Origin of the sequence: Massilia sp., from assembly GCF_031995545.1 — a bacterium.
GTDB lineage: Bacteria > Pseudomonadota > Gammaproteobacteria > Burkholderiales > Burkholderiaceae_D > Telluria.
The window spans coordinates 1-23,282 of the sequence record NZ_DAMAGA010000026.1 but is presented as its reverse complement, the minus strand read 5'-3'; the positions used below and the strand labels follow the sequence as shown (position 1 = coordinate 23,282).

Below are 23,282 nucleotides of genomic sequence, written 5' to 3'. Positions count from 1 at the left end.
CCGCATCAGTAACGCCAGTGGACGGTCAGTTCCGCGTTGCGGCGGTCGCCCAGCAGATACTGGGTCGAGCCGTACGAGGTGATCGCATACAGCTTGTCGGTCAGGTTGCGCAGGTTGAGCTGCAGCTGTACGTTGCGGCTCAGGGCCCAGCCGAGCGATGCATCCAGCGTGGTGTAGGCCGGCAGCGTCTGCGTATTGGCATTGCTGATGAAGCGCTCGCCCACGTAGCGCAGGCCGGCGCCGGCGCGCCATGCGGCGGCGCGGTGGTTCAGCCACAGGTTGACCGAGGTCTTCGGCACGTCGGCCGGGCGGTTGCCGGCGCGCGAGACGCCGCCCGCTTCCAGCAGCTCGTCGAACTCGGCGTCGGTGTAGGCCGCATTCGCGTCCACGCGCCAGCCCGGCGCCAGGCTGGCGCTGGCGGTGACTTCCACGCCGCGCGAGCTCTGCGAGCCGCCCTGCACGGAGAGCGCTGCATTGTTCGGATCGCGCGTGATGATGTCGTCCTTCTTGATGTCGTACACGGCGGCGGTCCACTCGGCGCGACCGCCGGCCAGCATCTGCTTGACGCCGAACTCCACCTGGCGCGCGTCGGTCAGCTTGAAGCGGCTGTTGGCCAGGTTCAGCGACAGGATGCTGGTGACCGGGTCGCTGCCGGTGCTGAACTGGCCGTACAGCGAGGTGTCCGGCGCCAGCTTCCAGGTCGCGCCCAGGCGCACCGAGTTCGAACGTAGCGTGGCCTCGAAGTTGCCGCTCGCGGCCAGCAGGTTGGCGCGGTCGACCTTGTAGCGGTCATGGCGCGCGCCGGCCAGCAGCACCAGGCGTTCGTTCACGCGGTACGCGTCTTCGAGATAGAAGGCGTGGGTCAGCGTGTCGGTGGCGAAGTTCGGCAGCAGCGGATCCGGCGTGTCCCAGAAGCTGCCGGGATCGAAACCGGTCGGCGCCACGCTCGACGCGCCGCCGTACGGCGAATTATTGGTGTGCATGAAGTTGATGGTCGAGACTTCCCAGCCCGCCACCACCTGATTGGCGCCGCTGTTCAGGCGCGCTTCCAGGCGATTGGCGGTCTGCTCCTGGTCGTGGCGGATGCCGATGTAGTCGCTGCGGTTGACGACGTTGGCGGCCGTGTCGAAGGCGTACGATTCGATGTTGCGCCAGTCGCGGCGCCCCTTGAAGTAGGCCAGCTCGTTGCTGATCTCCAGGGCCGGCGACACTTGCCAGTTCAGGCGCGCCACCGCCTTGTCGTCGACGAAGCGCAGCACTGCGTCGCCCGCGTTGTAGTTCTCGTCGCGCAGGTGGCGCGCCAGGCGGCCGTCGACCAGCGGCGTGCCGAAGTAGCGGCGCGGTTCCTGTTCGGCGTGGTCCAGCTGCGCGTACAGCGTCACACCTGGAGCGAGCCGCGTGGTCATGCTGGTCAGGATTTTGCCGTGACGCGATTCGCCACGGTCGATGAAGCCGTCACTGCGACCGGCATAGGCGTCGACGCGGAACGCGCCCTGTTCGCCCAGCGCACCGGTGGCGCCGAATCCGGCGCGCAGCGACTCGCTGCTGCCGGCGCCGAGCAGGACCTCGACCGAGGTCTCGCGTTTCGGCGCCTTGCGGATGGCGTTGATGATGGCGCCGGTAGTGCCGCTGCCGTAGACCACCGAGCCGGGGCCGCGCAGCACGTCGATGCTGTCGTAGCCCCATGGGTCGGCCGGATAGGTGGTGGTGCCGGAGCCGACCAGCAGGCGCTGGCCGTTCTCGAGCAGGCCGATCGAGCTGTTGCCGTTGAAGCCGCGCGCCGAGTAGCTGATGCCGTTGCCGGGCGAGCTGCTGTCGGTGAGGCCGGTGGTGCGGGTGACGGCATCCTTTACCTGCAGGTCGCCGCGCGCTTCGATGGCGGCGGCGGTGAGCGTTTCGGCGCTGGCCGGCAGGTCGAGGGCGCTGAGGCCCAGGCGGCTGCCGCTGGCATGCGGACGGTCGAGCGACAGGCCTTCGTCGGCAGCCGTGCCGCGCACGGTGACGGTGGGGAGCGGCTGATCGACAAAGGCGTGGGCGGAGGCGGCGACCGACAGGCCGGCCGGAACCAGGAGGATGCGCGCCAAGCGGGCGCGGGAAAGCTTGGGGGTGTTCATGTGAACGACTTCCATCAATGCGCGGGAATGCGCGTGAAAACACGGCGGCCGCGATCGTTCCATGATTGCCTGGCGCGCGCGTGCGCGGTACCGGCGTGCGCAAGCAGCGTCGGGACGACGACAAAACGCGACCGCGCTGCAGTCACAGGAAACAGGGAACGACGAACCACCAACCGGCACGTCCACACCCCGGGACATGCGCAATGCTTCGTGAAGGCCGGTCTTCTGGCTTGCCGTCATCCTTCCCCGGTCATGCCTTCCCGTGCAGAGCACAGTGGCGTTGGACCAGGGTCGTCAGGCTTACAGCAGCGGGGGCTGCGCCGGACTGGCGCGCGATGGAGTTCGCGTGCGTCACCGGCTTCCCGTTTCACCCTCCGGCAGACGAGCAGGAGGGCACCATTCACTTGTGAGCGGGATTCTACAGGGACCAATATGGGATTGTCATCGGATTATTGTGATGACGGATGGCGCATCGCGCCGGCACATCTGGCGGATTGCGCCGTCATGCGGTGCTTCGGTTCTGGCCCGGCAAGCATGTGATTGCTGGTTCAGCACCCCTAAAACAAAAACGCCCTGCTGGCAGACCAGCAGGGCGTTTTCCAGATCAGCACGAAATACTGAGCGACGATCAGAATGGAATGTCGTCGTCCATATCCGAGAAGTTCGGCGCCGGTTTCGGCTGCGGACGTGCGGCCGGTGCCGGCGGAGCCTGGCGTGGGGCCGGACGCTGTGGCGCCGAGTAGTCGTCGTCCATGCCGCCGCCCATGCCCATGTCGTTGCCGCCCATGCCCTGGCGGCCGCCCAGCATTTGCATGTTTTCAGCAATGATGTCGGTCGCGTAGCGCTCGATGCCGTCCTTGTCGGTGTACTTGCGGGTCTGCAGGCGGCCTTCGACGTAGACCGACGAGCCCTTCTTGAGGTACTGGCCAACGATCTCGGCCAGGCGGCCGAAGAACGAAATACGGTGCCACTCGGTCAGCTCTTTCTGCTCGCCGGTGTTGCGGTCTTTCGATTTGTACGACGTTGCCACGGCGATGTTGGCGATGGCGTCGCCGCTCGGCATGTAGCGGATTTCCGGATCGCGGCCGAGGTTGCCGACGATGATGACCTTGTTGACTGATGCCATTTTGTTACTCCTTTGGGATATGTGAGCCCTGACTCTGCACTTGACTAAGCGTCAGGAAACGGTGGATTGCAACTCACTATTATGAGGCCGGCCGGCCGGTTTAAAAAGTCATATTTTGTTGGGTTGGCTCATCGGCGTGCAGCGCACGGAGAGGCGAGATTGTTGTCATGTTGGAAGTCGTGTGGCAGTGCCTGGGCCGGCTGGACGCGTCGGCAGCAGAGTTGCCAACCCTACCCAAATCGGGTCGCGGAAAATTATTTTCGGTTTCTGAACGCTTTGTCATTGAAGCCGGGCGTGAATGGCCCACATACGACCAACACCGCTTTTTAAGCGGGCACGTGCATTGGTCCAACCGGCATGCCAAACCGGCATCGCTGGCACACAACCACTGGATAAATGTACAGCCGCAACAAAAACCAGCTACACTAATGGGTTCTCCCCGATTGGCCCGCTCACCTCGCATTTTGCGTGCGCGGCCCCGCTAACACTGATAGAAAGTCTGCCGACCTTAATGGAAGAAATTCGCATTCGTGGTGCCCGCACGCACAATCTGAAGAACATCAATCTCGACCTGCCGCGCAACAAGCTGATCGTGATCACCGGCCTGTCGGGCTCGGGCAAGTCCTCGCTCGCCTTCGACACGCTGTACGCCGAAGGCCAGCGCCGCTACGTCGAGTCGCTGTCGGCCTATGCGCGCCAGTTCCTGCAGCTGATGGAAAAGCCGGACGTCGACCTGATCGAAGGCCTGTCGCCGGCGATCTCGATCGAGCAGAAGGCGACCTCGCACAACCCGCGCTCGACCGTCGGCACCGTCACCGAAATCCACGACTACCTGCGTCTGCTGTACGCGCGCGTCGGCACGCCGTACTGCCCGCAGCACCCGCATGAGCCGTTGTCGGCCCAGACCGTGTCGCAAATGGTCGATGCCGTGCTGGCGATGCCGGAAGGCACCAAGCTGATGATCCTGGCACCGGTGGTGGCAGGCCGCAAGGGCGAACACGGCGACCTGTTCCAGGCCATGCAGGCGCAGGGCTTCGTGCGCTTCCGTATCGCCAGCGGCGTGGCTGCGCCCAAGATCTATGAGATCGACGAGCTGCCCAAGCTGAAGAAGACCGAGAAGCACAGCATCGACGTCGTGATCGACCGCGTCAAGGTCAATCCCGAAATCAAGCAGCGTCTGGCGGAAAGCTTCGAGACCGCGCTGCGCCTGGCCGATGGCCGTGCGATCGCCTATGAAATGGACACCGAGAACATGACCGTGTTCTCGAACAAGTTCGCGTGTAATGTGTGCGGCTACTCGCTGCAAGAGCTGGAACCGCGTCTGTTCTCGTTCAACAACCCGATGGGCGCCTGCCAGGAGTGTGACGGCCTGGGCCATATCGAGTTCTTCGATCCGAAGCGCATCGTCGCCTTCCCGCACCTGTCGCTGGCGTCCGGCGCGGTGAAGGGTTGGGATCGCCGCAACCAGTTCTACTTCCAGATGCTGCAGAACCTGGCAGCCTATTACGACTTCGATCTCGACAAGCCGTTCGAGCAACTGCCGAAGGCTTCGCAGGAAGCCGTGCTGTTCGGCTCGGGCAAGACCGCGATCCCGTTCACCTATGTGAACGAGCGCGGCCGCACAGTGATCCGCGAGCATACCTTCGAAGGCGTGGTGAACAATCTGCAGCGCCGTTACCGCGAAACCGATTCGATGGCGGTCAAGGAAGAGCTGGCCAAGTTCATCAACGAAAAGAAATGCCCGGTGTGCGACGGCGCGCGCCTGCGTACCGAAGCGCGCTTCGTCAAGATCGGCCAGGGCGAGCAGCAGCGCGCCATTTATGAGGTGTCCGACAAGCCATTGCGCGAGACGCTGGAGTACTTCAACTCGCTGCAACTGTCGGGTGCCAAGCGCGACATCGCCGAGCGCGTGATCAAGGAAATCGTGGCACGCCTGCAGTTCCTGAACAACGTCGGCCTGGATTACCTGTCGCTCGACCGCAGCGCGGACACCTTGTCCGGCGGCGAGGCGCAGCGTATCCGTCTGGCGTCGCAGATCGGCTCGGGCCTGACCGGCGTCATGTACGTGCTGGACGAGCCGTCGATCGGCCTGCACCAGCGCGACAACGATCGCCTGATTGCGACGTTGAAGCATTTGCGCGACATCGGTAACAGCGTGCTGGTGGTCGAGCACGACGAAGACGCGATCCGCACTGCCGACTACATCGTCGACATGGGCCCGGGCGCGGGTGTGCACGGCGGCGCGGTGATCGCCGAAGGCACGCTCGAGCAGATCATGCAGAACGAGCACTCGCTGACTGCGCAGTACCTGGACGGCCGGCGCAAGATCGAGGTACCGAAGAAACGCACCAAGTCCGATCCGGCGCGCCAGCTGGTGATCACCGGCGCCACCGGCAACAACCTGAAGAACGTGTCCCTGAACCTGCCGGTCGGCCTGCTGACCTGTATCACGGGCGTCTCGGGTTCCGGTAAATCGACGCTGATCAACGACACGCTGTATCCGGCGCTGTCGCGCCACCTGTACGGTTCGCAGACGGAGCCGGCGCCGCACACCGCGATCCACGGCCTGGAGCACTTCGACAAGGTGATCTCGGTCGACCAGGCGCCGATCGGCCGTACTCCGCGTTCGAACCCGGCGACCTACACCGGCGTGTTCACGCCGATCCGTGACCTGTTCGCGACGGTGCCGACGGCCAAGGAACGCGGCTACTCGGCCGGGCGCTTCTCGTTCAACGTCAAGGGCGGCCGCTGCGAAGCGTGCCAGGGCGATGGCGTGATCAAGGTCGAGATGCACTTCCTGCCGGACGTGTACGTGCCGTGCGACGTTTGCCACGGCAAGCGCTACAACCGCGAAACGCTGGAAGTGCAGTACAAAGGCAAGAGCATCACCGAAGTGCTGGAGATGACGGTCGAAGATGCGCACGAGTTCTTCAAGCCGGTGCCGGTAATTGCGCGCAAGCTGCAGACGCTACTGGACGTGGGCCTCGGTTACATCAAGCTGGGCCAGAGCGCGACCACGCTGTCGGGTGGCGAGGCGCAGCGCGTCAAGCTGTCGCTGGAGCTGTCGAAGCGCGATACGGGGCGTACGCTGTACATCCTGGATGAGCCAACCACCGGTCTGCACTTTGCCGACATCGATCTGCTGCTGAAGGTGATCCACCGTCTGCGCGACCAGGGCAATACGCTCGCGATCATCGAGCACAACCTGGACGTGATCAAGACCGCGGACTGGATCGTCGACCTGGGGCCGGAAGGTGGCGCGGGTGGCGGTACGATCGTGGCGTGCGGTACGCCGGAGCAGGTGGCGAAGGTCAAGGATAGCCCGACCGGCAAGTATCTGAAGCCATTGCTGAAAGCTTGATCGGTAGGGTTGGCGGCTTCGCCGCCGCCGACCCTACGGTATGACAGTAGTCCATGACAGGGGCAGCGCCACTAGCGCTGTCCCTGTTTGTTTTCATGGTCGGAGTCGCATCACTTTGCCTGCAACGCTCCCATCGCCGCGCGGATGAAGTCGCGCATTTCCTCATCCACCATCCCCGACTGCGTCAGCTCCGGCTCGTTCTGCAGCGCCTGGCGGATCTTCTGCTGAGTCGCCGGATCGTTCCCTGCAAACGAGCGGAACAGATCGAACCACGCCAGCGCCAGCGTGCGCGCTTCGGGCGAATCGGGTGTGCAGCCGTTGTCGATCGCGGTGCGCACCCGGGCGATCAGCGGCGGCCATTCGGCATCGCGCTTGCCGAGATTGGCGCGCATGAAAGCCAGCTCGTCGGCATCCAGGTATCTGGCGTAGATCGACAACTGGTGCGTCTTGGACGCTGCCAGCACGAACGCCATCATCGCCGGCGTGATGCCGGTGCGCCTCTGCATCTCCGGCTCCTGCTCATGCATCGCGTTGAGCTTGGCAAACAGTACCGGGTTGCCTGCCGTGTCACGCTTGACCATCGCCATCCAGCGTTGCGACAGCGCCTGGGCACTGGCATCGTCCGGCGTTGTGCCGGCGTCGATCAGGGCCTGCACCTGTGCCACCAGGGCTTGCCATTCGGGTTCTACCGCTTCGGCCTGCGTGTAGATCGGCAATTGCGTGAGTTCTTCCTGCGAAAAGTATTTGTCGTACATGGTCATCTGCTCCAGTGTCGTCAGCCAGTCGGCCAGATCCGGTTCCTGTCCATCGGCCAGCTGCTTTTGCAGTCGCGACAGGCGGCTGCGCAAGGTGCGTGCCTGCTGGATCTGTTCGGTCAGCGTGTCGATCTGGCGCGCCACGACGGCGGCCAGCGACAGGTCGGGTCTGGTGAGCGTGGTTCCAATGTCGGCCAGCGCCAGCCCGAACCGACGCAGTGCAAGAATGCGGTGCAGGCGGGCGATGTCGGCTTCGTTGTACAGCCGGTAACCGGCATCGGAACGCGCGGAAGGCGACAGCAGCCCAATGGCGTCGTAGTGGTGCAAGGCGCGTACCGTCAGGCCGGTGCGCTTTGCCAGTTCTCCAATTTTCAGCAGCATCGTTTTCGTCCTCTCTTCATGCGTCCGGACAGCATGGAGCCTGACGCAGCGTGAGGGTCAAGCCTACAATACCCACCTCTGCAATGAGACAGGGGCGACGCCACTGGCGCCGCCCCTGTCTCTTGTTGTATGGCCGCCGTCGTGCAGCGGCCCTCTCCCCCACTCCAGCCGGTCTTAGCCGGCCAGTTGCTTCTCCAACCTGGCCTTGGTATCCACCAGCTCTTGCGGCAGACGGTAGGCCAGTTTCTCGAATAGTTCGCTGTGCAGCTTCAGCTCATCGGCCCAGTCCCGGTTGTCGATCGAGGTGATCTGGGCGAACTGCGCTTCGCTGAAGTCCGCGCCTTCCCAGTTCAGGTCGCTATACGAAGGCGAGGTGCCGAACAGGTGCGCGTTGCCGGCCGCGGCGCTGCCGGCGGTGCGGTCGAGGATCCATTTCAGCACGCGCATATTGTCGCCGTAGCCCGGCCACACGAAGCTGCCGTCGGCGCCGGTACGGAACCAGTTGACGCAGAAGATCTTCGGCAGCGCTGCAGGGTTGATCGCGGCTACTTTCTTGCCGAGGTCGAGCCAGTGCTGGAAATAGTCGCTCATGTTGTAGCCGATGAACGGCAGCATCGCAAACGGATCGCGTCGCACCACGCCCATCTGGCCGGCGGCGGCGGCAGTGGTTTCCGAGCCCATGGTCGCGGCCATGTAGACGCCGTCCACCCAGTCGTTGGCCTCGGTCACCAGCGGCACCGTGGTCGAGCGGCGGCCGCCGAAGATGAAGGCCGAGATCGGTACGCCGGCCGGATCGTCCCAGGCCGGATCGATCACCGGGTTCTGGGTCGCGGCGACGGTGAAGCGCGCGTTCGGGTGCGCGGCCTTGGTGCCGGAGGCCGGGGTCCAGTCCTTGCCCTGCCAATCGATCAGGTGCGCCGGGGCTTCCTTGGTCATGCCTTCCCACCACACGTCGCCGTCGTCGGTCAGTGCGACGTTGGTGAAGATCACGTTCGCGCGCAGCGAAGCCATGCAGTTGGGATTGGTCTTTTCGTTGGTGCCCGGGGCCACGCCGAAGTAGCCAGCTTCCGGGTTGATCGCGACCAGCTTGCCGTCCGCGGCCGGCTTGATCCAGGCGATGTCGTCGCCGATGGTGGTCACCTTCCAGCCGTCGAAGGCTTTCGGCGGGATCAGCATCGCGAAGTTGGTTTTGCCGCAGGCCGACGGGAAGGCGGCGGCCACATATTGCTTGTCGCCTTGGGGCGATTCGACGCCCAGGATCAGCATGTGCTCGGCCAGCCAGCCGGTGCCGCCGGCTAGCGCTTCCTGGTAGCCCATGTTCGAGGCGATGCGCAGCGCGAAGCACTTCTTGCCCAGTAGCGCGTTGCCGCCGTAGCCGGAGCCGAACGACCAGATTTCGCGCGTTTCAGGGTAATGCACGATGTACTTGGTGGCGTTGCACGGCCAGGCCACGTCGGCTTGGTGCGCTGCCAGTGGCATGCCGACCGAGTGCACGCAGGGCACGAACTCGCCGTCGTTGCCCAGCACGTCGTACACGGCCTTGCCCATGCGCGTCATGATGCGCATGTTGACGGCGACATAGGGCGAATCGGACAGCTCGACGCCGATGTGGGCGATCGGCGAACCCAGCGGGCCCATCGAGAACGGCACCACGTACAAGGTGCGGCCGGCCATGCAGCCGTCGAACAGACCATGCAGGGTGCGGCGCATCTCGGCAGGCTCCATCCAGTTGTTGGTGGGGCCAGCCTGCTCTTTGGTAGCGGAGCAGATGAAGGTGCGGTCTTCGACGCGCGCGACGTCGGTCGGGTCGGACCAGGCCAGGTAGGAATTCGGACGCTTGGCCGGATTCAGTTTCTTCATCGTGCCGGCCGCGACCATCTGTGCGCACAGGCGGTCGTACTCTTCTTCCGAACCGTCGCACCAATAGATGCTGTCAGGCTTGGTCAAGGCAGCGATTTCCGCGACCCAATTGATGAGCTTTTGGTGTTTGATGTAAGCTGGAACGTTCAGTGCGGCGATGCCGCCCATCACGGGCTGATTCATGGTGCCTCCAATGCCAATTAAGAATTCTGGTCTGGAATCGTCTGGATCGCCGTGTTCGACCGGGTCCGTCCAGGGGCGAATGGCCCGGCGGAAGAGGCATGATGCGGCGGTTCAGCTGTGGTGTCATCAGCCTGTGGCAAGGCTGTGATCGGTGCTTCGCAAGCACCGTTGGATACGTGTCATTCCCTCAAGTTCCGGGCGATTGTACACCCGCCAAACCGCGTTTCGACCTCATCCATTACAAAAAAGTAGGAAATTTGGTTGACTAATGTAGTAGGCTATTCAACCCTTGCCCGGATCCTGTTATTTGTTTACGCACGATAGATGCAATTGAGACAACTCACATGAAAATCGCGATTCTCGACGACTACCAGGACGCTGTGCGCGGCCTCGACTGCTTCCAGATGCTGGAGGGCCATGAGGTTAAAGTGTTCACCAGTTCGACCCGCGGACTGGGCCAGCTGGCGATCCGGCTGGCGCCGTTCGATGCGCTGGTGCTGATCCGCGAGCGCACCACTTTCCCGCGCGCGCTGCTGGCCAGGCTGCCGAACCTGAAGCTGATCTCGCAGACCGGCAAGGTCAGCGGCCACATCGACGTGGCGGCGGCGAGCGAGCACGGGATCGCGATTGCCGAAGGCGTCGGTTCGCCGACCGCGCCGGCCGAACTGACCTGGGCCCTGATCATGGCGGCCAGCCGCAAGATCGTGCCGTATGCGAACAACCTGAAGGACGGGTTGTGGCAGACGGCCTCGATCAATCCGGTGCTGAATGGCGTGGGCCGCGTGCTGCAGGGACGTACGCTGGGGCTTTGGAGCTACGGCAAGATCGGCAGGCTGGTGGCCGGGTATGCGCGTGCGTTCGGGATGCGCGTGATCGTATGGGGAAGCGAGGCCAGCCGGCAAGCGGCGATTGCCGATGGATTCGAGGCGGCGCCGTCGCGCGAAGCGCTGTTCGAACAGGCCGATGTGCTGAGCCTGCATCTGCGGCTGGCCGACTCGACGCGTGGCATCGTCACCGCGGCCGACCTGGCGCGCATGAAGCCGGATGCATTGTTCGTGAATACCAGCCGCGCCGAACTGGTGGAAGAAGGCGCGCTGGAAGCGGCGCTCAGGCGCGGCCGTCCGGGCAGTGCGGCACTGGACGTGTTCACCAGCGAGCCGTTGCCCGGCGACGCCGAGCTGCTGCACATTCCCACCGTGCTGGCGACGCCGCATCTGGGCTATGTCGAGAAGGACAGTTACGAGTTGTACTTCAGGAGCGCGTTCGAGAACGTGCTGCGCTTCGCGCAAGGTGAGCCGAGCAATATCCTGAATCCGGAAGCGCTCGCTCAGCGCTGATCTGGCACGCTGAGCCGGGCACTCAGCGCCACAGGCTCAGGCGCGGTCGCTCTCGGTGCGGCGGGTTTCCGGCACGCCGGTGAGATTGATCTTGGGCGCCGGCATCACATGGGTGCCGGTCCACAAGCCTGCCCAGCCCGGTGGCCAGCCGATATCGGCCCCGGCATACGGCTTGAGCCCGGCCCGCACCGGTACGATCGGCACCGCCGGCGCCTCCACCAGCCCGCCGCCGGCGGGCCGCTCCATATTCAGGCTGTACATGTAACCCGGCAGCAGCAAGTCGCAGGCCTGGGCGAACCAGGCCGTGTGATCCTCGTCGCGCCCCAGCGCCTGCGCCAGTCCCTGCGGATCGAACTTGGCCAGCGCATGGATCAGCTCATCGGTGCTCGCGCCCGGCACATCGCCCCAGCCCAGCACCGGATTGTTATTGTAGTCCGCGCCCGAGCCATACCAGCCTTCGCGCCAGGTGCGCTGCATCCAGGTACGCGGGCCGGTGAACAGGTGCCAGCGCCAGTGCAGGCCGGACGGCTTGGGCCAGGAATACAGGTACAGCTTCTGGTAGCCGGCCTGGTGCAGCGCACGCACCACGGCCATCAGGCGCGCGTGCGGCATGCGGTCGGGCGGCTCGCGCCGGAACAGGATCGGCTCGCCGTCGGCATGCTGCACTTCGTCGCTCGACAGGTTCAGGTCGAGCGTGCGCGCTTCATTGCCGAAGCGCGCCGAAATCCAGCCGGTCAGCAGGTTGACGTGGGTAATCACGCCATAGCCTCGATGGCGGTGGAAGATGACGGTTCCGGGTGCGACGGCTTTCATGGGAGTATGGGAGAGAAGGAAAGACGAGAAGGAAAAACACGCTGAGTGTACTCATCCGATCCGGTCAATTCTAGCGCAGTCACATCTCGAAACACGCATTTTGCCGCTATCATGATGCACCTTATTTCTGCGAGTGGATAAACCAACATGACTTTGCGCCTCATCGCCACCGGCGGCACCTTCGACAAGCATTACAACGAACTGAACGGCGTGCTCGGCTTTGCCGAAAGCCACTTGCCAGAGGTGATCAAGCGCAGCCGCATGACGGTGCCGGTCGAACTCGAAGTGCTGCCGCTGCTCGACTCGCTGGACATGCAGGACCTGGATCGCCAACGCGTGCTGGCCTCCTGTCAGGCCGCGAGCGAGCCGGCGATCGTGATCGTGCACGGCACCGACACCATGCGCGACACCGCCGCCGTGCTGGGCGCGGCCGAGCTGGGCAAGACCATCATCCTGACCGGCGCCATGATCCCCTACGAGATCGCCAATTCGGACGCGCTGTTCAACCTGGGCTTCGCCTGCGGCGTGGCGCAGACCCTGCCGGCCGGCGTGTACGTGGCGATGAATGGCCAGGTTTTCCCATGGGATAACGTCACCAAGAACCGCAGCGCCGGCGTGTTCCAGCCGCTGTAAACACCGCGTACTTTCCTGTCGGTACAGGCAGGAAAGCGAAGGCAGCCGCGCGCTGCCTTCCTGTTCGACTTTCTATACTGCCCTTCTCATCCCCGACTTTTGAAGGAGAAGGCAATGAACGAACAGCGTCCCACGCTGACCACGCGCCAGGGCCACCCTGTCCGCGACAACCAGTCGCTGCGTTCCGTCGGCGAGCGTGGCCCGGCCACCCTCGAGAACTACCAGTTCATCGAAAAGATCACCCACTTCGACCGCGAGCGCATCCCCGAACGCGTGGTGCATGCGCGCGGCACCGGCGCCCACGGCTATTTCGAAGCCTACGGCAAGATCGGCGACGAACCGGCTTCCAAATACACCTGCGCGCGCGTGCTCAACGAGACCGGCGTGCAGACGCCGATGTTCGTGCGCTTCTCGACCGTGATCGGCGGTAAGGAGTCGCCGGAAACCGCGCGCGATCCGCGCGGCTTTGCCGTCAAGTTCAAGACCGTCGACGGCAACTGGGACCTGGTAGGCAATAACCTGAAGGTGTTCTTCATCCGCGACGCGATCAAGTTCCCGGACATGATCCACGCGTTCAAGCCCGATCCGGTCACTAACCAGCAGGAGCCGTGGCGCTTCTACGACTTCATCTGCAGCCACCCGGAAGCGCTGCACATGGTTACCTGGGTCAAGAGCCCATGGGGCATTCCGGCCAACTACCGCGAGATGGAAGGCTCGGGCGTCAACACCTATAAACTGGTCAACGACCAGGGCGTGGCGCACCTGTGCAAATTCCACTGGCAGCCGAAACAGGGCGTGCGCAACCTGACCAGTGCGCAAGCCGCCGAAATCCAGGGCCGCGACACCAGCCACGCCACGCGCGACCTGTATGACGCGATCGAGCGCGGCGACTATCCGGAATGGGAATTCTGCGTCCAGCTGATGGCCGACGGCGCGCATCCCGAGCTCGACTTCGATCCGCTGGACGACACCAAGCGATGGCCGGAAGACCAGTTCCCGCTGCTGCCGGTGGGCCGCATGGTGCTCAACAAGAACCCGGACAACGTGTTCGCGGAAACCGAGCAGTCGGCCTTCGGTACCGGCGTGCTGGTCGAAGGCATCGACTTCTCGGACGACAAGATGCTGCAGGGCCGCACCCTGTCGTATTCGGACACCCAGCGCTACCGCGTCGGGCCGAACTACCTGCAGTTGCCGATCAATGCCCCACAAGAAAAAGCCCGCGCCCGCACCAACCAGCGCGACGGCCAGATGACCTTCTACGTGGACGGCGTCGACGGCAGCCAGGACGAGAACAAGCACATCAATTACGAGCCGAGCCTGATGGGCGGCTACCAGGAAGCGCAGACGCCGGGTTCCGAATACCACCAGTGGGTGGAAGGCCACCTGGGGCGCTATCAGACCACCACTACCCAGTCGGATTACCACCAGGCCGGCGCGCGCTATCGCAGCTTCGAGGACTGGGAGCGTGACGATCTGGTGGCCAACGTCGGTGGCGACCTGAAGCAGTGCCCGGAACCGATCCAGCTGCGCATGGTGTGGCATCTGTGGCATTGCGACGAGGATTACGGCCGTCGTGTGGCCGAGATCGCGGGGGTGGATCTAGAGAAGGCGAAGGCGTTGCCGCCGCTGCCGAATCGTCCGGCGCCGCATCAGAAGCGGCAGGGGGCGACCTATACCAGCGGGGAGCTGGAGAATGGTGCTTCGTCGGAAGGAAAGAAAGAGCCGGCAACGAGCGAGGAAGTCGCCGCGGCGAAGTGATGTGATATCGCCGGCACGTACCCGGTCATGTTACCGGGGCGTGTAGGGTTGGCGGGAAACCCGCCGACCCTACGACATATTGCTGAACTTAAGCTTTCGCTTCGCCGCCCAGCGCATCCACCACGTCGGCCAGCATCTTGGCCAGCTCACCCGTCATCAGCACGATGTCATTGTCGAAACGCTCATCGTCGTTATAGGTTGGGCTTTCGCCTTCCTTGATCACGTCCAGCGGCTTGATGCTCTTGATGGCCAGCGATTCGGTCAGCACGAAGCTGATGCGGTCGTTCCAGGTCATGGCCAGGCGCGTGCACTGCTTGCCGGCGGCGATGTGGCGGCGGATGTCGTCCGGTTCCAGCGTGTGCTTGACATAGCGCACCGCGGCGCGGCTTTCGCCGGTGGCGCGCAGTTCGGTGTCCTGGTCGATGGTAAAGCCGTATGGCGCTTCGTCCGCTTCCAGCCAGCCGGTCATCACGGCCACCGGCGACTTCTGCACGCGCAGGCTTTCCAGCGGCATCTTGTCCACGGCTTTCAGCAGGAGCTTGACCACGTCATCGGCCTTGGCCGGGCTGGCGGCGTCGACCACCAGCCAGCCGTTGACCGGGTCGATCCAGGTCCAGACGTTGCTGCGCAGGGTGAAGGCGCGCGGCAGCAGTTCGTCGGCCACGCGTTCCTTCAGGTCCTTCATCGCCTTTTTGCCTGGCGGGAAGCCCTGCTGCTCTTCCAACTCGGCCGCCTTGGCCTTGGCCACCTGGTTGATGACCGATGCCGGCAGCAGTTTCTTTTCGGTGCCGAGCATGACCAGCATCTGCTTGTTCACGGTGTGCACCAGGCCGCCGTTCGGACGCGGCGCATCCCAGCCCTGGCGCAGCAGTTCATTGCTGCTGGACGGCACGAAAGCCTGCGGCTCGAGGGCTTTTTCCAGTTGCTCCGGGGTGAAGTTCCACGGGGCGGGAAGACGGTAGATCTGAAGATTCTTGAACCACATAGGCTTAATCCAATTGTTTCAGTGTTTCGAAGGAACGACATTCTACGCTGCTGCGCAGCAATATCGTCATAAAGGGGACGGCAAAAATTACTCTGTTGTCGAGTCGTCCAGAGCATCGTCGAATAGCCGCAGCTGCTCGACGATCTCGGTATCGCTCAGGCGCACGCCGACGCCGAGCAGGCGCACCGGCCGGCTGGCGCGGGCCCAGCCGGTTTCCATCAGGCGCGCATAGGTCGGAATGTGTGGCGCGTAGCCAACGCACTCGACGGTCGTCTGCTGGAAGTCCGAAAACTTGATCTTCACGAACAGCTTGTTGATGAATTTTTCGGCATTGGCGCGCTTGATGCGGCCCAGCAGGTGCTCGTGCAGCTCGGGCAGCAGCTTGATGCAGCCGGCCAGGTCGGGTACGTCGGGGGTATAGGTTTCTTCGGTGCTGATCGACTTGCGCTCGCGCGAGGTATTCACTTCGCGGTAATCGATGCCGCGGCTCAGGTCGTATAAACGTGCGCCGAAGCTGCCGAAGTGTTCCTGCAGCTGGTCCATGCTCCAGGCGCGCAGGTCGGCGCAGGTTTGCAGGCCGAGCCGGTTCATCTTTTCCGCCGTGACCTTGCCTACGCCGTGGAGCTTCTTCACCGGCAGCGCCGCCACGAAGGCATCCACCTCTTCCGGACGCACCAGGAACAGGCCGTCGGGCTTGTTCCAGTCGCTGGCGATCTTGGCCACGAACTTGTTCGGCGCCACACCGGCCGAGGCGGTGATACCGACGGTCTCGAAGATGCGGCGCCGGATCTCCTGCGCGATCAGGGTGGCGCTGCCCTTGCAGTGCGGCGAATTGGTGACGTCCAGGTAGGCTTCGTCCAGCGACAGCGGCTCGACGATGTCGGTGTAGTCCTGGTAGATGGCCATGATCTGGCGCGAGGCGATGCGGTACTTTTCCATCGCCGGCGGGATCACCAGCAGGTCCGGGCACAGCTTGATCGCGGTGGCGGTGGCCATCGCCGAATGGATGCCATAGCGCCGCGCCTCGTAGTTGCAGGTGGCAACCACGCCGCGCTGATCCTGGCGCCCGCCGACCGCCAGCGGCCGGCCGCGCAGGGACGGATCGTCCCGCATCTCGACGGACGCGTAGAAACAATCGCAATCGCAATGGATGATTTTTCGGAGTGGGGCGTTCACGCTGGCGAGGCCGCCCCACGGGTGGAATGCCGGCGATGGGAACGACTACTGTAGTTGCATACAGTATCGTTCCAAATCGCGTTTAAGGCAAGCCGGGCCGGCTTACCAGTTCAGCTTCAGCGTGTAGCGGCCGTTGGTCGCCCCGGTGCCGCCGCTGTAGTACACCACGCGCACGTAGCGTGCGGCAGCCGCGCTGCCGGTGTTCGACAGACTGACGCTGTCGGTCTGCCCGGCACTGTTCTCGCTCGCGGCCAGCTGGGTACCGCTGGCGTTGTAGACGTACAGGTCGTAGTCGGCGCTGGTCGTTCCCGGGGTCAGGGTCGCGCTCAGCGTCTTGCCGGCCGGCAGATTGACACGGAAGTAATCGCTGTCGCTGCTGCTGCCCATGTTGCCGCTGACCGTGGTGTTGGCGGTCGTGACCGGATCGGCGGTGGCGATGGTGTTGTTGGCCTCGCTTTCGGCCAGCGTCGCCGGCTGCGAGACCGGCGCCGTGGCCGCGGCGACTGCCGCCGCCGCATCCACGATGCCGCTGCCGCAGCCCGAGCAGCTGGCCGGGAAGGCGCGCGCGGTCGATTTCAGGCGCGATTCGATCTCGTCCGGCGTCAGGTTGGCGTTCAGCGCCAGCATCAGCGCCGCCACGCCGGCCACGTGCGGTGTGGCCATCGAGGTGCCCTGATAGAACGCGTAGCTGTCGCCGGCCGGAGCGCCGGTGCCGGCGTTCAGCGTCGACAGCACGCCGTTGGCGCCGTCGCCACCCGGGGCCGCGACGTCGACCAGGGTGCCGTAGTTGGAGTAGGACGCGCGCCCGCCGGTGCGGCCGGTGGCGGCCACTGCGATCACGCCCGAGCAGTTGGCCGGACTGGCGTTGCTGACGTTGGTGGCGTCGTTGCCGGCCGCCACTACCACCACCGCGCCGCGCGAGCGGGCGCCGTTGATGGCGTTCTGGGTGGTGACGTCGCACGAGCCGCCGCCGCCCAGCGACAGGTTCAGCACGCGCGCCTTGTTGGCATTCGCCGGCACGCCCGACACCGTGCCGCCCGAGGACCAGGTGATGGCGTCGGCGATGTCCGAGGTATAGCCGCCGCACTTGCCCAGCACGCGCACCGGCACGATCTTGGCGTTGTAGGCCACGCCGGCGACGCCGACGCTGTTGTTGGTGCGCGCCGCGATGGTGCCGGCGACGTGGGTGCCGTGCCAGCTCGAGGTCTGGTCGCGGACCGGCTGGCCGCTGCCGCAGGAGCCGGCGGTGACGGCGTCGCCGGTGTCGCTGGCGTCGCTGTCGCGCCCGCCGCCGTCGTTGGCGATGGCGGCGGTGCTGATGAAGTCATAGCCCTGCAGGAACTGGCCGCTCAGGTCGGCGTGCGGGCGGTAGCCGGTGTCGATCACCGCCACCACTACGCCGCTGCCGGTCGAGCTGTCCCAGGCGGCCGGCAGGCGCAGGCCGCCGGTGGTGTCGAAGTAATGCCACTGCTCGCCGTAGCGCGGATCGTTGGCGGTCGCCATATGGGTCATGATGCGGTCCGGCTCGGCGTACTCGATCGACGGGTCGCGCGCCATCATCTCGGCGGCCAGCGACTGCACTTCCTTGAGGCCGCGCTTGCGGTCCAGGTTGAACACCTGTGCGCCGGTCGAGATCGCATGGCTTTCGCGCACCACGATGCCGAACTGCTGGCCGGCGCGGTCGAGGATGGCCTTGCGGTTGCCGCTCAGCGGCGCCACGCGGGCGGCAACGCCCTTGGCGGCGGCCTTGGCGTCCTTGTACTTCACGATGATGCGGTCTGTCTCCAGGATGAATTTCTGCCCCTCGGCTTGCCCGGCCGCCTGCCCCACGGCGCCCGCGGCCGCCAGGGCCGAGGACGCCGCGATCGCCAGCGAGACCGCTGCACACATCTTCAACATTGCAGGATGAATCGAATGCGCTTGCTTCATGGTTCTTCCTTATTTAGGTTTTTCCGTCGGGCGAAGAGCTTCGCCCGTGTCGTTGTATGGCCCGCATTGGAGCCGGCGCCGTCTGAACGCGGCTAGTCCAGCGTAGTCCTAAAGGAAGAGCAGCCGAAGCGAAAATTCAGCGGTTTTCGGTGTCTGTACAACAGTCACAAAGGTGAAATCTGTAAAAACATCGTTTCTTTGGCTGTTCAGTTAATTCACAAAATTTCTTGAACCACACTCTTGGTGGCGATCAATGGGTAACCGGAAGCGTCTGGCGGACATCATGCTTTACCCGGATGGCTTAGCATGAATGCATGAAACCCGACCGCAAAACCCTGTTCCTCGAAGGCTCGATCCCCCGCGCACTGGTCACGCTGGCGATCCCGATCATGCTCGCCAACCTGCTGCAGACCGGCTACCAGCTGACCGACGCTTTCTGGGTCGGGCGCCTGGGCGCCTCGGCCGTGGCCGCGATCTCGGTCAGCTTCCCGGTCACCTTCCTGGTGATCGCGCTCGGCTCGGGCCTGGCCATGGCCGGCGCCACGATGGCCGCGCAATACGTCGGCGCCGGGCGCCAGGACATGGTCAACCATGTGGCGGCGCAGACTATGCTGATGGTGGTGATCACCTCGATCGTGTTCGGCGCCATCGGCTTCATGCTGGCTCCTACCCTGCTGCGACTGCTGGGCGTGGCGCCCGAGGTGTATAGCGGCGCGCTCGGCTTCCTGCGCGTGTCGTTCGTCGGCATCCTATTCGTGTTCATGTACGCCATGTTCCAGGCGCTGATGCGCGGCGTCGGCCAGACCCGGATTCCGCTGATGATCGTGGCCGGCACGGTGCTGCTCAACTTCGTGCTCGATCCGCTGTTCATCTTCGGCTGGGGGCCAGTTCCCGGCCAGGGCGTGATGGGCGCGGCGTATGCGACCCTGGTCACGCAGGCGCTGGCGGCCGGCCTGGGCATGCTGGTGTTCCTGCGCGGTCGGCACGGCATCGCGCTGTCCTGGCGCGGCTTCAAGCCCGATCCGGTGTACCTGAAGCGCGCCTTCTTCCTCGGCCTGCCGGGCTCGGTGGAACTGTCGACCCGGGCGCTGGGCCTGATGGTGATGTCGTTTCTGGTGGCCAGCTTCGGCACGCTGGCGATCGCGACTTATGGCGTCGGCTCCAACATCCTGCAGGTGATCACGATTCCGGTGATGGGCATCGCGATGGCGGTGGCGACGCTGGTCGGGCAGAACATTGGCGCCGGCAACACCGCGCGCGCCGAGCGCATCACGTGGCTGGGCACGGTGGCCAGCTTCGCCATTTTGACGCTGCTGGGCGGCGTCGCCTGGCTGTGCGCGCCGTGGCTGGTGCGCTTCTTCATTCCCGACGACGCTGCGGTGATCGAGGGTGGCGCCCATTTCATCCGCATCATGTGCCTGGCCTGGGGCGGGATCGGCATCCAGCTGTGCATCGTGTCGGCGTTCCGGGCCTCGGGCAATATGCTCAGCGCCATGATCATCGCCATGGTGTCGCAGTGGATGATCCAGTTTCCGCTGGCCTATGTGCTGGCAAAACACACTACGCTGGGGGCGGACGGCTTGTGGTGGTCGTTCCCGGTGACCAATATCGCGGTGGCGCTGGTGTCGGTGGCGTGGTTCGCGCGCGGCAGCTGGAAGACGGTGCGCCTGACCGAGGACGACCGCCAGGTGGCCGAGGTGGCCAAGGAAACGATGGTGGAGGAAGGCAGCCTGCGCTGAATCGCCGGCTGCCAGGCTGGCGGCTTACGCCAGGCTCTTGACGTTCTTCTTGAGGAAATACCAGGTCGCGGCGACCGAGGTCAGGAAGATGGCGACGCCGACCGGGTCGACGCGTACATCCACAGTGACTTTTACATCGACATTCTTCACGGCTTCCTCCATGGTTCACTCCGATAAGTTAATGAAATTATATGCAGAGTGTATGCCATGCCCTGTTCCGTAGCGCGTACACAAGCGCGCGCGGCACAAGTAAAAAGGGCTGCGCACTGCGCAGCCCTTGTCATTCAACCGGCGCTAACCGGTCGATGCGTGCAGCTTAGAAGTTGCCCTTGACCTGCAGACCCCATTGACGCGGCTCGTTGGTGAAGCCGGTCAGGTTGTTGAAGTCGATCGCGCCGGTGACGCGGCGCTGGTCCAGGATGTTGCGGCCGAAGGCGGCCACTTCATACTTGCCGTCGGCGAAGATGTAACCCAGGCGCACGCCGCCTTCGGTCAGCGGCGCACCGGTGAACTCGGCCGCTTCGTACAGGAAGAAGTTGACCTTGCTGCGGTACGACCAGTCGGTGAACACGTACAGTTCGCCGTCCGCGAACGGCACGCCGTAGCGCGCGGTCGCGTTGAAGGTCCAGCGCGGTGCCTGCGGCAGCATGTTGCCGTTGATCTCGACGCGGCCGGCGGCGTTGATCGGATCGGTGATCGTGCACTGGGCGCAGCGGTTGACCGACAGGCTGCCATCGCGGATCTGGGTGTAGTTGTAGCTGGCGCCGGCGCTCACGCGCAGTGCGGTGCTGATGGCGGCTTCGAAGTCGAACTCGGCGCCCTTGCCCTTGGTCTTGTCGGCGTTGATCAGACGGTTCACGTTCGAGTTGCCGCCGACCACGGTCAGCTGCTGGTCTTCGATGGTGTAGTCGTAGATCGAGAACGAGGTGCGTGCACGGCGCTCGAACAGGTCGGCCTTCACGCCCAGTTCGACCGACTTGATGGTCTCGGCGTCGGCCACGGTGATCGGCACCGATGCCGAGGCGGCGGCGATACTCGGGGCGCGGAAGCCGGTGGCGGCGCGGCCGTACAGGTTGACGTTGTTGTTCAGCTTATAGGTGGCCGACACGTCCCAGCTGGTCTTGCTGCTGTCGGTCTCGACCGAACGTGGGCCGATCTGCACCACGTTCTGCGCCACCTGGGTGCTGAACTCTTTCTCGTCCTTGGTGTAGCGCACGCCGCCGCGGATGGTCCAGTCCGGGGTCAGGTTGTAGGTGGCCGAGCCAAACACCGCCCACGCCTTGTTGGTCTGGTTCGACACCAGGCGCGAGGTGCGGGTGTAGGTCACGCTCTCGAAGTTGTCGCTGCCGCCGGTGACATCTTCATCGAAGTAATATACGCCGGTCTGCCAGTTGAACGGGCCTTCGTTCTTCGACTCCAGGCGGAATTCCTGGGTGTACTGGTCGAGGTCGCTGATATAGCCGTTGGTTTCGACCTGGAACGGGATGAAGCCCGGGCCGGCCGGGGTGCCGCCGTCGATGTCGCCGCGGCTGCTGTAGTCGCTGATGTGCTCGTAGCCGGTGATCGAGAACAGGCGGAACGCGCCGATGTCCCACTGCAGGCGCAGGTTGGCGCCGTTGGTCTTCAGGCTCTGGAAGTTCTGGCCGTTGGTGACGATGCTGTCGAGGTCGGTGCCGTCGGCGAAGGTATTGCTGCCCTTCTTGATCAAGTTGGCACGGAACAGGCGCGCCGAGCCGGTGGTCTGGCGCTGGTGCAGGTTCAGCAGGGCATTGAAGTTGTCGTCCGGGCGGTACAGGAACTGCACGCGCTCGGCGTGTTCGTTGTAGCCGTCCAGCTTGTTGATCTGATTGGTGCGCGCGACGTCGCTGTAGTTCTTGACGTAGTCGTCGCGGTGCTGGCCGGCGGCCGACACGCGCATCGCCCATTTATCCGACAGCGGCACGTTGACGGCGCCGTCGACGTTGGCGGTGGTGTGGGTGGCGAGCGAGGCGTTCCAGTAGCCCTCGACCTTGCCCAGCTTCGGCTTCTCGGATTCGAACTTGACCACGCCGGCCGGGGTGTTGCGGCCGAACAGGGTGCCCTGCGGGCCGCGCAGCACTTCGACGCTGGCCAGGTCGAAGATCGGGAAGCCTTTCAGGATCGGGTTCTCCTGCACCACATCGTCATAAATCAGCGAGACCGGCTGCGAGGCGAAGGTGTTGAAGTCGGTGTTGCCGTAGCCGCGGATGTAGAAGCGCGGGAAGGTACGCCCGTTCGAGGATTCGACGTTCAGGCTCGGCACCTTGCCGGCCAGCAGGCGGATGTCTTCGCCGCCGGAGACCAGGACGTCCAGGCGGTCGCCCTTGAGCGCGGTGACCGACACCGGCACGTCGCGGATATTTTCCGTGCGGCGCTGGGCCGTCACGGTCACCGACTGCAGCTCGGGAGCGGCTTGGGCGGTCGTCGTCGTCTGCGCCACCGCTTGTGCGATCGGCATCAGGGCGGTAAAGGCCAGCGCTGCGCCATGCGCGCTGATAACGCGCTGGTGCATCTTGGACATCTTGGTCATGGAGTTTTCCTGTTGATTAAAAAAAGAACCGATGTCCCCGTTTCTCTTCTTATGGACGCTGTCCCCCCCGGAGTATCCGGTCAGGGGTGCGCAAGCGGATATGGCCGCCTTCGGCTGCGCATCTAAGGCGCACATCTTTGCGATGTTTTTAAGTTGCCGACTTGTCAAAGACGGTATTGTCCGTGATCGCTCCCCGCGACTGCAAGTAAAACACTGTCACCTGATCCTGATTACAACACATGCATATGCGCAGATCGTTGCAGGCGACGATCGGGGGTTCGCGCGCCGGCCGGATGGCGTGAAAAAAGGCCGTGTTCGATTCTGTTGAAAAAACCTTGCACATTTCGAAAGGGAGCCTCTATAATTCGGGCCTCTTCGGACGCAATGACAAGCGTCAGATAGAAACCACGGAATGGGCGCTTAGCTCAGTTGGTAGAGCGGATCCCTTACAAGGATTAGGTCGGGAGTTCGAGCCTCTCAGCGCCCACCAAACATTTCGATGGTTGATCGAAGTAATGATCAGAGTAAACGGAGCGGTAGTTCAGTTGGTTAGAATACCGGCCTGTCACGCCGGGGGTCGCGGG

General features: G+C 64.1%; 15 protein-coding genes, 1 tRNA gene and 1 riboswitch. Of the genes, 6 read left to right on the top strand and 10 right to left on the bottom strand.

Features of this window, described 5'->3' with window-relative positions:
- Positions 1–5 precede the first annotated feature (5 nt).
- Together RTQ83_RS16865 and ssb are read right to left on the bottom strand one after the other, a co-directional pair.
- Positions 6–2,114: a TonB-dependent siderophore receptor gene (locus RTQ83_RS16865; RefSeq protein WP_312516929.1), complete on the bottom strand. Its 2,109-nt coding sequence runs from the start codon at positions 2,112–2,114 to the stop codon at positions 6–8.
- 197 nt (positions 2,115–2,311) lie between these two features.
- Positions 2,312–2,530, bottom strand: a riboswitch (cobalamin riboswitch).
- A 212-nt stretch (positions 2,531–2,742) separates the two neighbouring features.
- Positions 2,743–3,240: a single-stranded DNA-binding protein gene (gene ssb / locus RTQ83_RS16860; RefSeq protein ID WP_211525176.1), complete on the bottom strand. Its 498-nt coding sequence runs from the start codon at positions 3,238–3,240 to the stop codon at positions 2,743–2,745.
- 511 nt (positions 3,241–3,751) lie between these two features.
- Here ssb and uvrA point away from each other — a divergent pair.
- Positions 3,752–6,601 carry an excinuclease ABC subunit UvrA gene (uvrA, locus tag RTQ83_RS16855; protein WP_312516921.1) on the top strand — a complete coding sequence of 950 codons (2,850 nt, stop codon included), beginning with the start codon at positions 3,752–3,754 and terminating at the stop codon, positions 6,599–6,601.
- 110 nt (positions 6,602–6,711) lie between these two features.
- On the opposite strand, the gene RTQ83_RS16850 is transcribed toward uvrA, so the two are convergent.
- Together RTQ83_RS16850 and RTQ83_RS16845 are read right to left on the bottom strand one after the other, a co-directional pair.
- The gene (locus RTQ83_RS16850) at positions 6,712–7,737 is read right to left on the bottom strand and encodes a MerR family transcriptional regulator (RefSeq protein ID WP_312516919.1); all 1,026 of its coding nucleotides are present in this window, start codon (positions 7,735–7,737) and stop codon (positions 6,712–6,714) included.
- Between the two features lie 174 nt (positions 7,738–7,911).
- Positions 7,912–9,780: a phosphoenolpyruvate carboxykinase (GTP) gene (locus tag RTQ83_RS16845; RefSeq protein WP_312516917.1), complete on the bottom strand. Its 1,869-nt coding sequence runs from the start codon at positions 9,778–9,780 to the stop codon at positions 7,912–7,914.
- 344 nt (positions 9,781–10,124) lie between these two features.
- Here RTQ83_RS16845 and RTQ83_RS16840 point away from each other — a divergent pair, with 344 nt between their 5' ends.
- A complete protein-coding gene (locus tag RTQ83_RS16840) occupies positions 10,125–11,117 on the top strand; it encodes a D-2-hydroxyacid dehydrogenase family protein (RefSeq protein WP_312516915.1) in 993 nt (330 codons plus the stop codon).
- Between the two features lie 36 nt (positions 11,118–11,153).
- On the opposite strand, the gene RTQ83_RS16835 is transcribed toward RTQ83_RS16840, so the two are convergent.
- The gene (locus RTQ83_RS16835) at positions 11,154–11,930 is read right to left on the bottom strand and encodes an L-asparaginase (RefSeq protein WP_312516913.1); all 777 of its coding nucleotides are present in this window, start codon (positions 11,928–11,930) and stop codon (positions 11,154–11,156) included.
- A 147-nt stretch (positions 11,931–12,077) separates the two neighbouring features.
- Here RTQ83_RS16835 and RTQ83_RS16830 point away from each other — a divergent pair, with 147 nt between their 5' ends.
- Together RTQ83_RS16830 and RTQ83_RS16825 are read left to right on the top strand one after the other, a co-directional pair.
- Positions 12,078–12,563 carry an asparaginase domain-containing protein gene (locus tag RTQ83_RS16830; RefSeq protein ID WP_312516911.1) on the top strand — a complete coding sequence of 162 codons (486 nt, stop codon included), beginning with the start codon at positions 12,078–12,080 and terminating at the stop codon, positions 12,561–12,563.
- A gap of 114 nt (positions 12,564–12,677) precedes the next feature.
- Positions 12,678–14,321, top strand: coding sequence for a catalase (locus RTQ83_RS16825; RefSeq protein ID WP_312516909.1), 1,644 nt, complete (start codon positions 12,678–12,680; stop codon positions 14,319–14,321).
- Positions 14,322–14,409: 88 nt separating this feature from the next.
- On the opposite strand, the gene RTQ83_RS16820 is transcribed toward RTQ83_RS16825, so the two are convergent.
- The 3 genes from RTQ83_RS16820 to RTQ83_RS16810 form a co-directional block, all read right to left on the bottom strand.
- Positions 14,410–15,306: a recombination-associated protein RdgC gene (locus tag RTQ83_RS16820; RefSeq protein WP_312516907.1), complete on the bottom strand. Its 897-nt coding sequence runs from the start codon at positions 15,304–15,306 to the stop codon at positions 14,410–14,412.
- A gap of 87 nt (positions 15,307–15,393) precedes the next feature.
- Positions 15,394–16,461, bottom strand: a complete 1,068-nt coding sequence (gene dinB, locus RTQ83_RS16815; RefSeq protein WP_312517006.1) for a DNA polymerase IV — start codon at positions 16,459–16,461, stop codon at positions 15,394–15,396.
- A gap of 123 nt (positions 16,462–16,584) precedes the next feature.
- Entirely contained in the window at positions 16,585–18,411 is a 1,827-nt protein-coding gene (locus RTQ83_RS16810; RefSeq protein WP_312516905.1) for a S8 family peptidase, read from the bottom strand.
- 314 nt (positions 18,412–18,725) lie between these two features.
- On the opposite strand from RTQ83_RS16810, the gene RTQ83_RS16805 reads away from it, so the two are divergent.
- Positions 18,726–20,150, top strand: coding sequence for an MATE family efflux transporter (locus RTQ83_RS16805; protein WP_312516903.1), 1,425 nt, complete (start codon positions 18,726–18,728; stop codon positions 20,148–20,150).
- Positions 20,151–20,174: 24 nt separating this feature from the next.
- On the opposite strand, the gene RTQ83_RS16800 is transcribed toward RTQ83_RS16805, so the two are convergent.
- Complete coding sequence (locus tag RTQ83_RS16800; protein WP_312516901.1) at positions 20,175–20,312, bottom strand: hypothetical protein; 138 nt, start codon at positions 20,310–20,312, stop codon at positions 20,175–20,177.
- A 154-nt stretch (positions 20,313–20,466) separates the two neighbouring features.
- On the bottom strand, positions 20,467–22,698 hold the full coding sequence (locus RTQ83_RS16795) for a TonB-dependent receptor (protein WP_312516899.1): 2,232 nt from the start codon (positions 22,696–22,698) through the stop codon (positions 20,467–20,469).
- A 414-nt stretch (positions 22,699–23,112) separates the two neighbouring features.
- Between RTQ83_RS16795 and RTQ83_RS16790 the strand changes: the two genes are divergently transcribed.
- Positions 23,113–23,188, top strand: a tRNA-Val gene (locus RTQ83_RS16790).
- The last annotated feature ends 94 nt before the right edge of the window (positions 23,189–23,282 follow it).

Bases quoted from the DNA above. Each gene is read 5' to 3' on its own strand.
- RTQ83_RS16865 (WP_312516929.1), bottom strand. From the start codon at position 2,114: ATGAACACCCCCAAGCTTTCCCGCGCCCGCTTGGCGCGCATCCTCCTG.
- ssb (WP_211525176.1), bottom strand. From the start codon at position 3,240: ATGGCATCAGTCAACAAGGTCATCATCGTCGGCAACCTCGGCCGCGAT.
- uvrA (WP_312516921.1), top strand. From the start codon at position 3,752: ATGGAAGAAATTCGCATTCGTGGTGCCCGCACGCACAATCTGAAGAAC.
- RTQ83_RS16850 (WP_312516919.1), bottom strand. From the start codon at position 7,737: ATGCTGCTGAAAATTGGAGAACTGGCAAAGCGCACCGGCCTGACGGTA.
- RTQ83_RS16845 (WP_312516917.1), bottom strand. From the start codon at position 9,780: ATGAATCAGCCCGTGATGGGCGGCATCGCCGCACTGAACGTTCCAGCT.
- RTQ83_RS16840 (WP_312516915.1), top strand. From the start codon at position 10,125: ATGAAAATCGCGATTCTCGACGACTACCAGGACGCTGTGCGCGGCCTC.
- RTQ83_RS16835 (WP_312516913.1), bottom strand. From the start codon at position 11,930: ATGAAAGCCGTCGCACCCGGAACCGTCATCTTCCACCGCCATCGAGGC.
- RTQ83_RS16830 (WP_312516911.1), top strand. From the start codon at position 12,078: ATGACTTTGCGCCTCATCGCCACCGGCGGCACCTTCGACAAGCATTAC.
- RTQ83_RS16825 (WP_312516909.1), top strand. From the start codon at position 12,678: ATGAACGAACAGCGTCCCACGCTGACCACGCGCCAGGGCCACCCTGTC.
- RTQ83_RS16820 (WP_312516907.1), bottom strand. From the start codon at position 15,306: ATGTGGTTCAAGAATCTTCAGATCTACCGTCTTCCCGCCCCGTGGAAC.
- RTQ83_RS16810 (WP_312516905.1), bottom strand. From the start codon at position 18,411: ATGAAGCAAGCGCATTCGATTCATCCTGCAATGTTGAAGATGTGTGCA.
- RTQ83_RS16805 (WP_312516903.1), top strand. From the start codon at position 18,726: ATGAAACCCGACCGCAAAACCCTGTTCCTCGAAGGCTCGATCCCCCGC.
- RTQ83_RS16800 (WP_312516901.1), bottom strand. From the start codon at position 20,312: ATGGAGGAAGCCGTGAAGAATGTCGATGTAAAAGTCACTGTGGATGTA.
- RTQ83_RS16795 (WP_312516899.1), bottom strand. From the start codon at position 22,698: ATGACCAAGATGTCCAAGATGCACCAGCGCGTTATCAGCGCGCATGGC.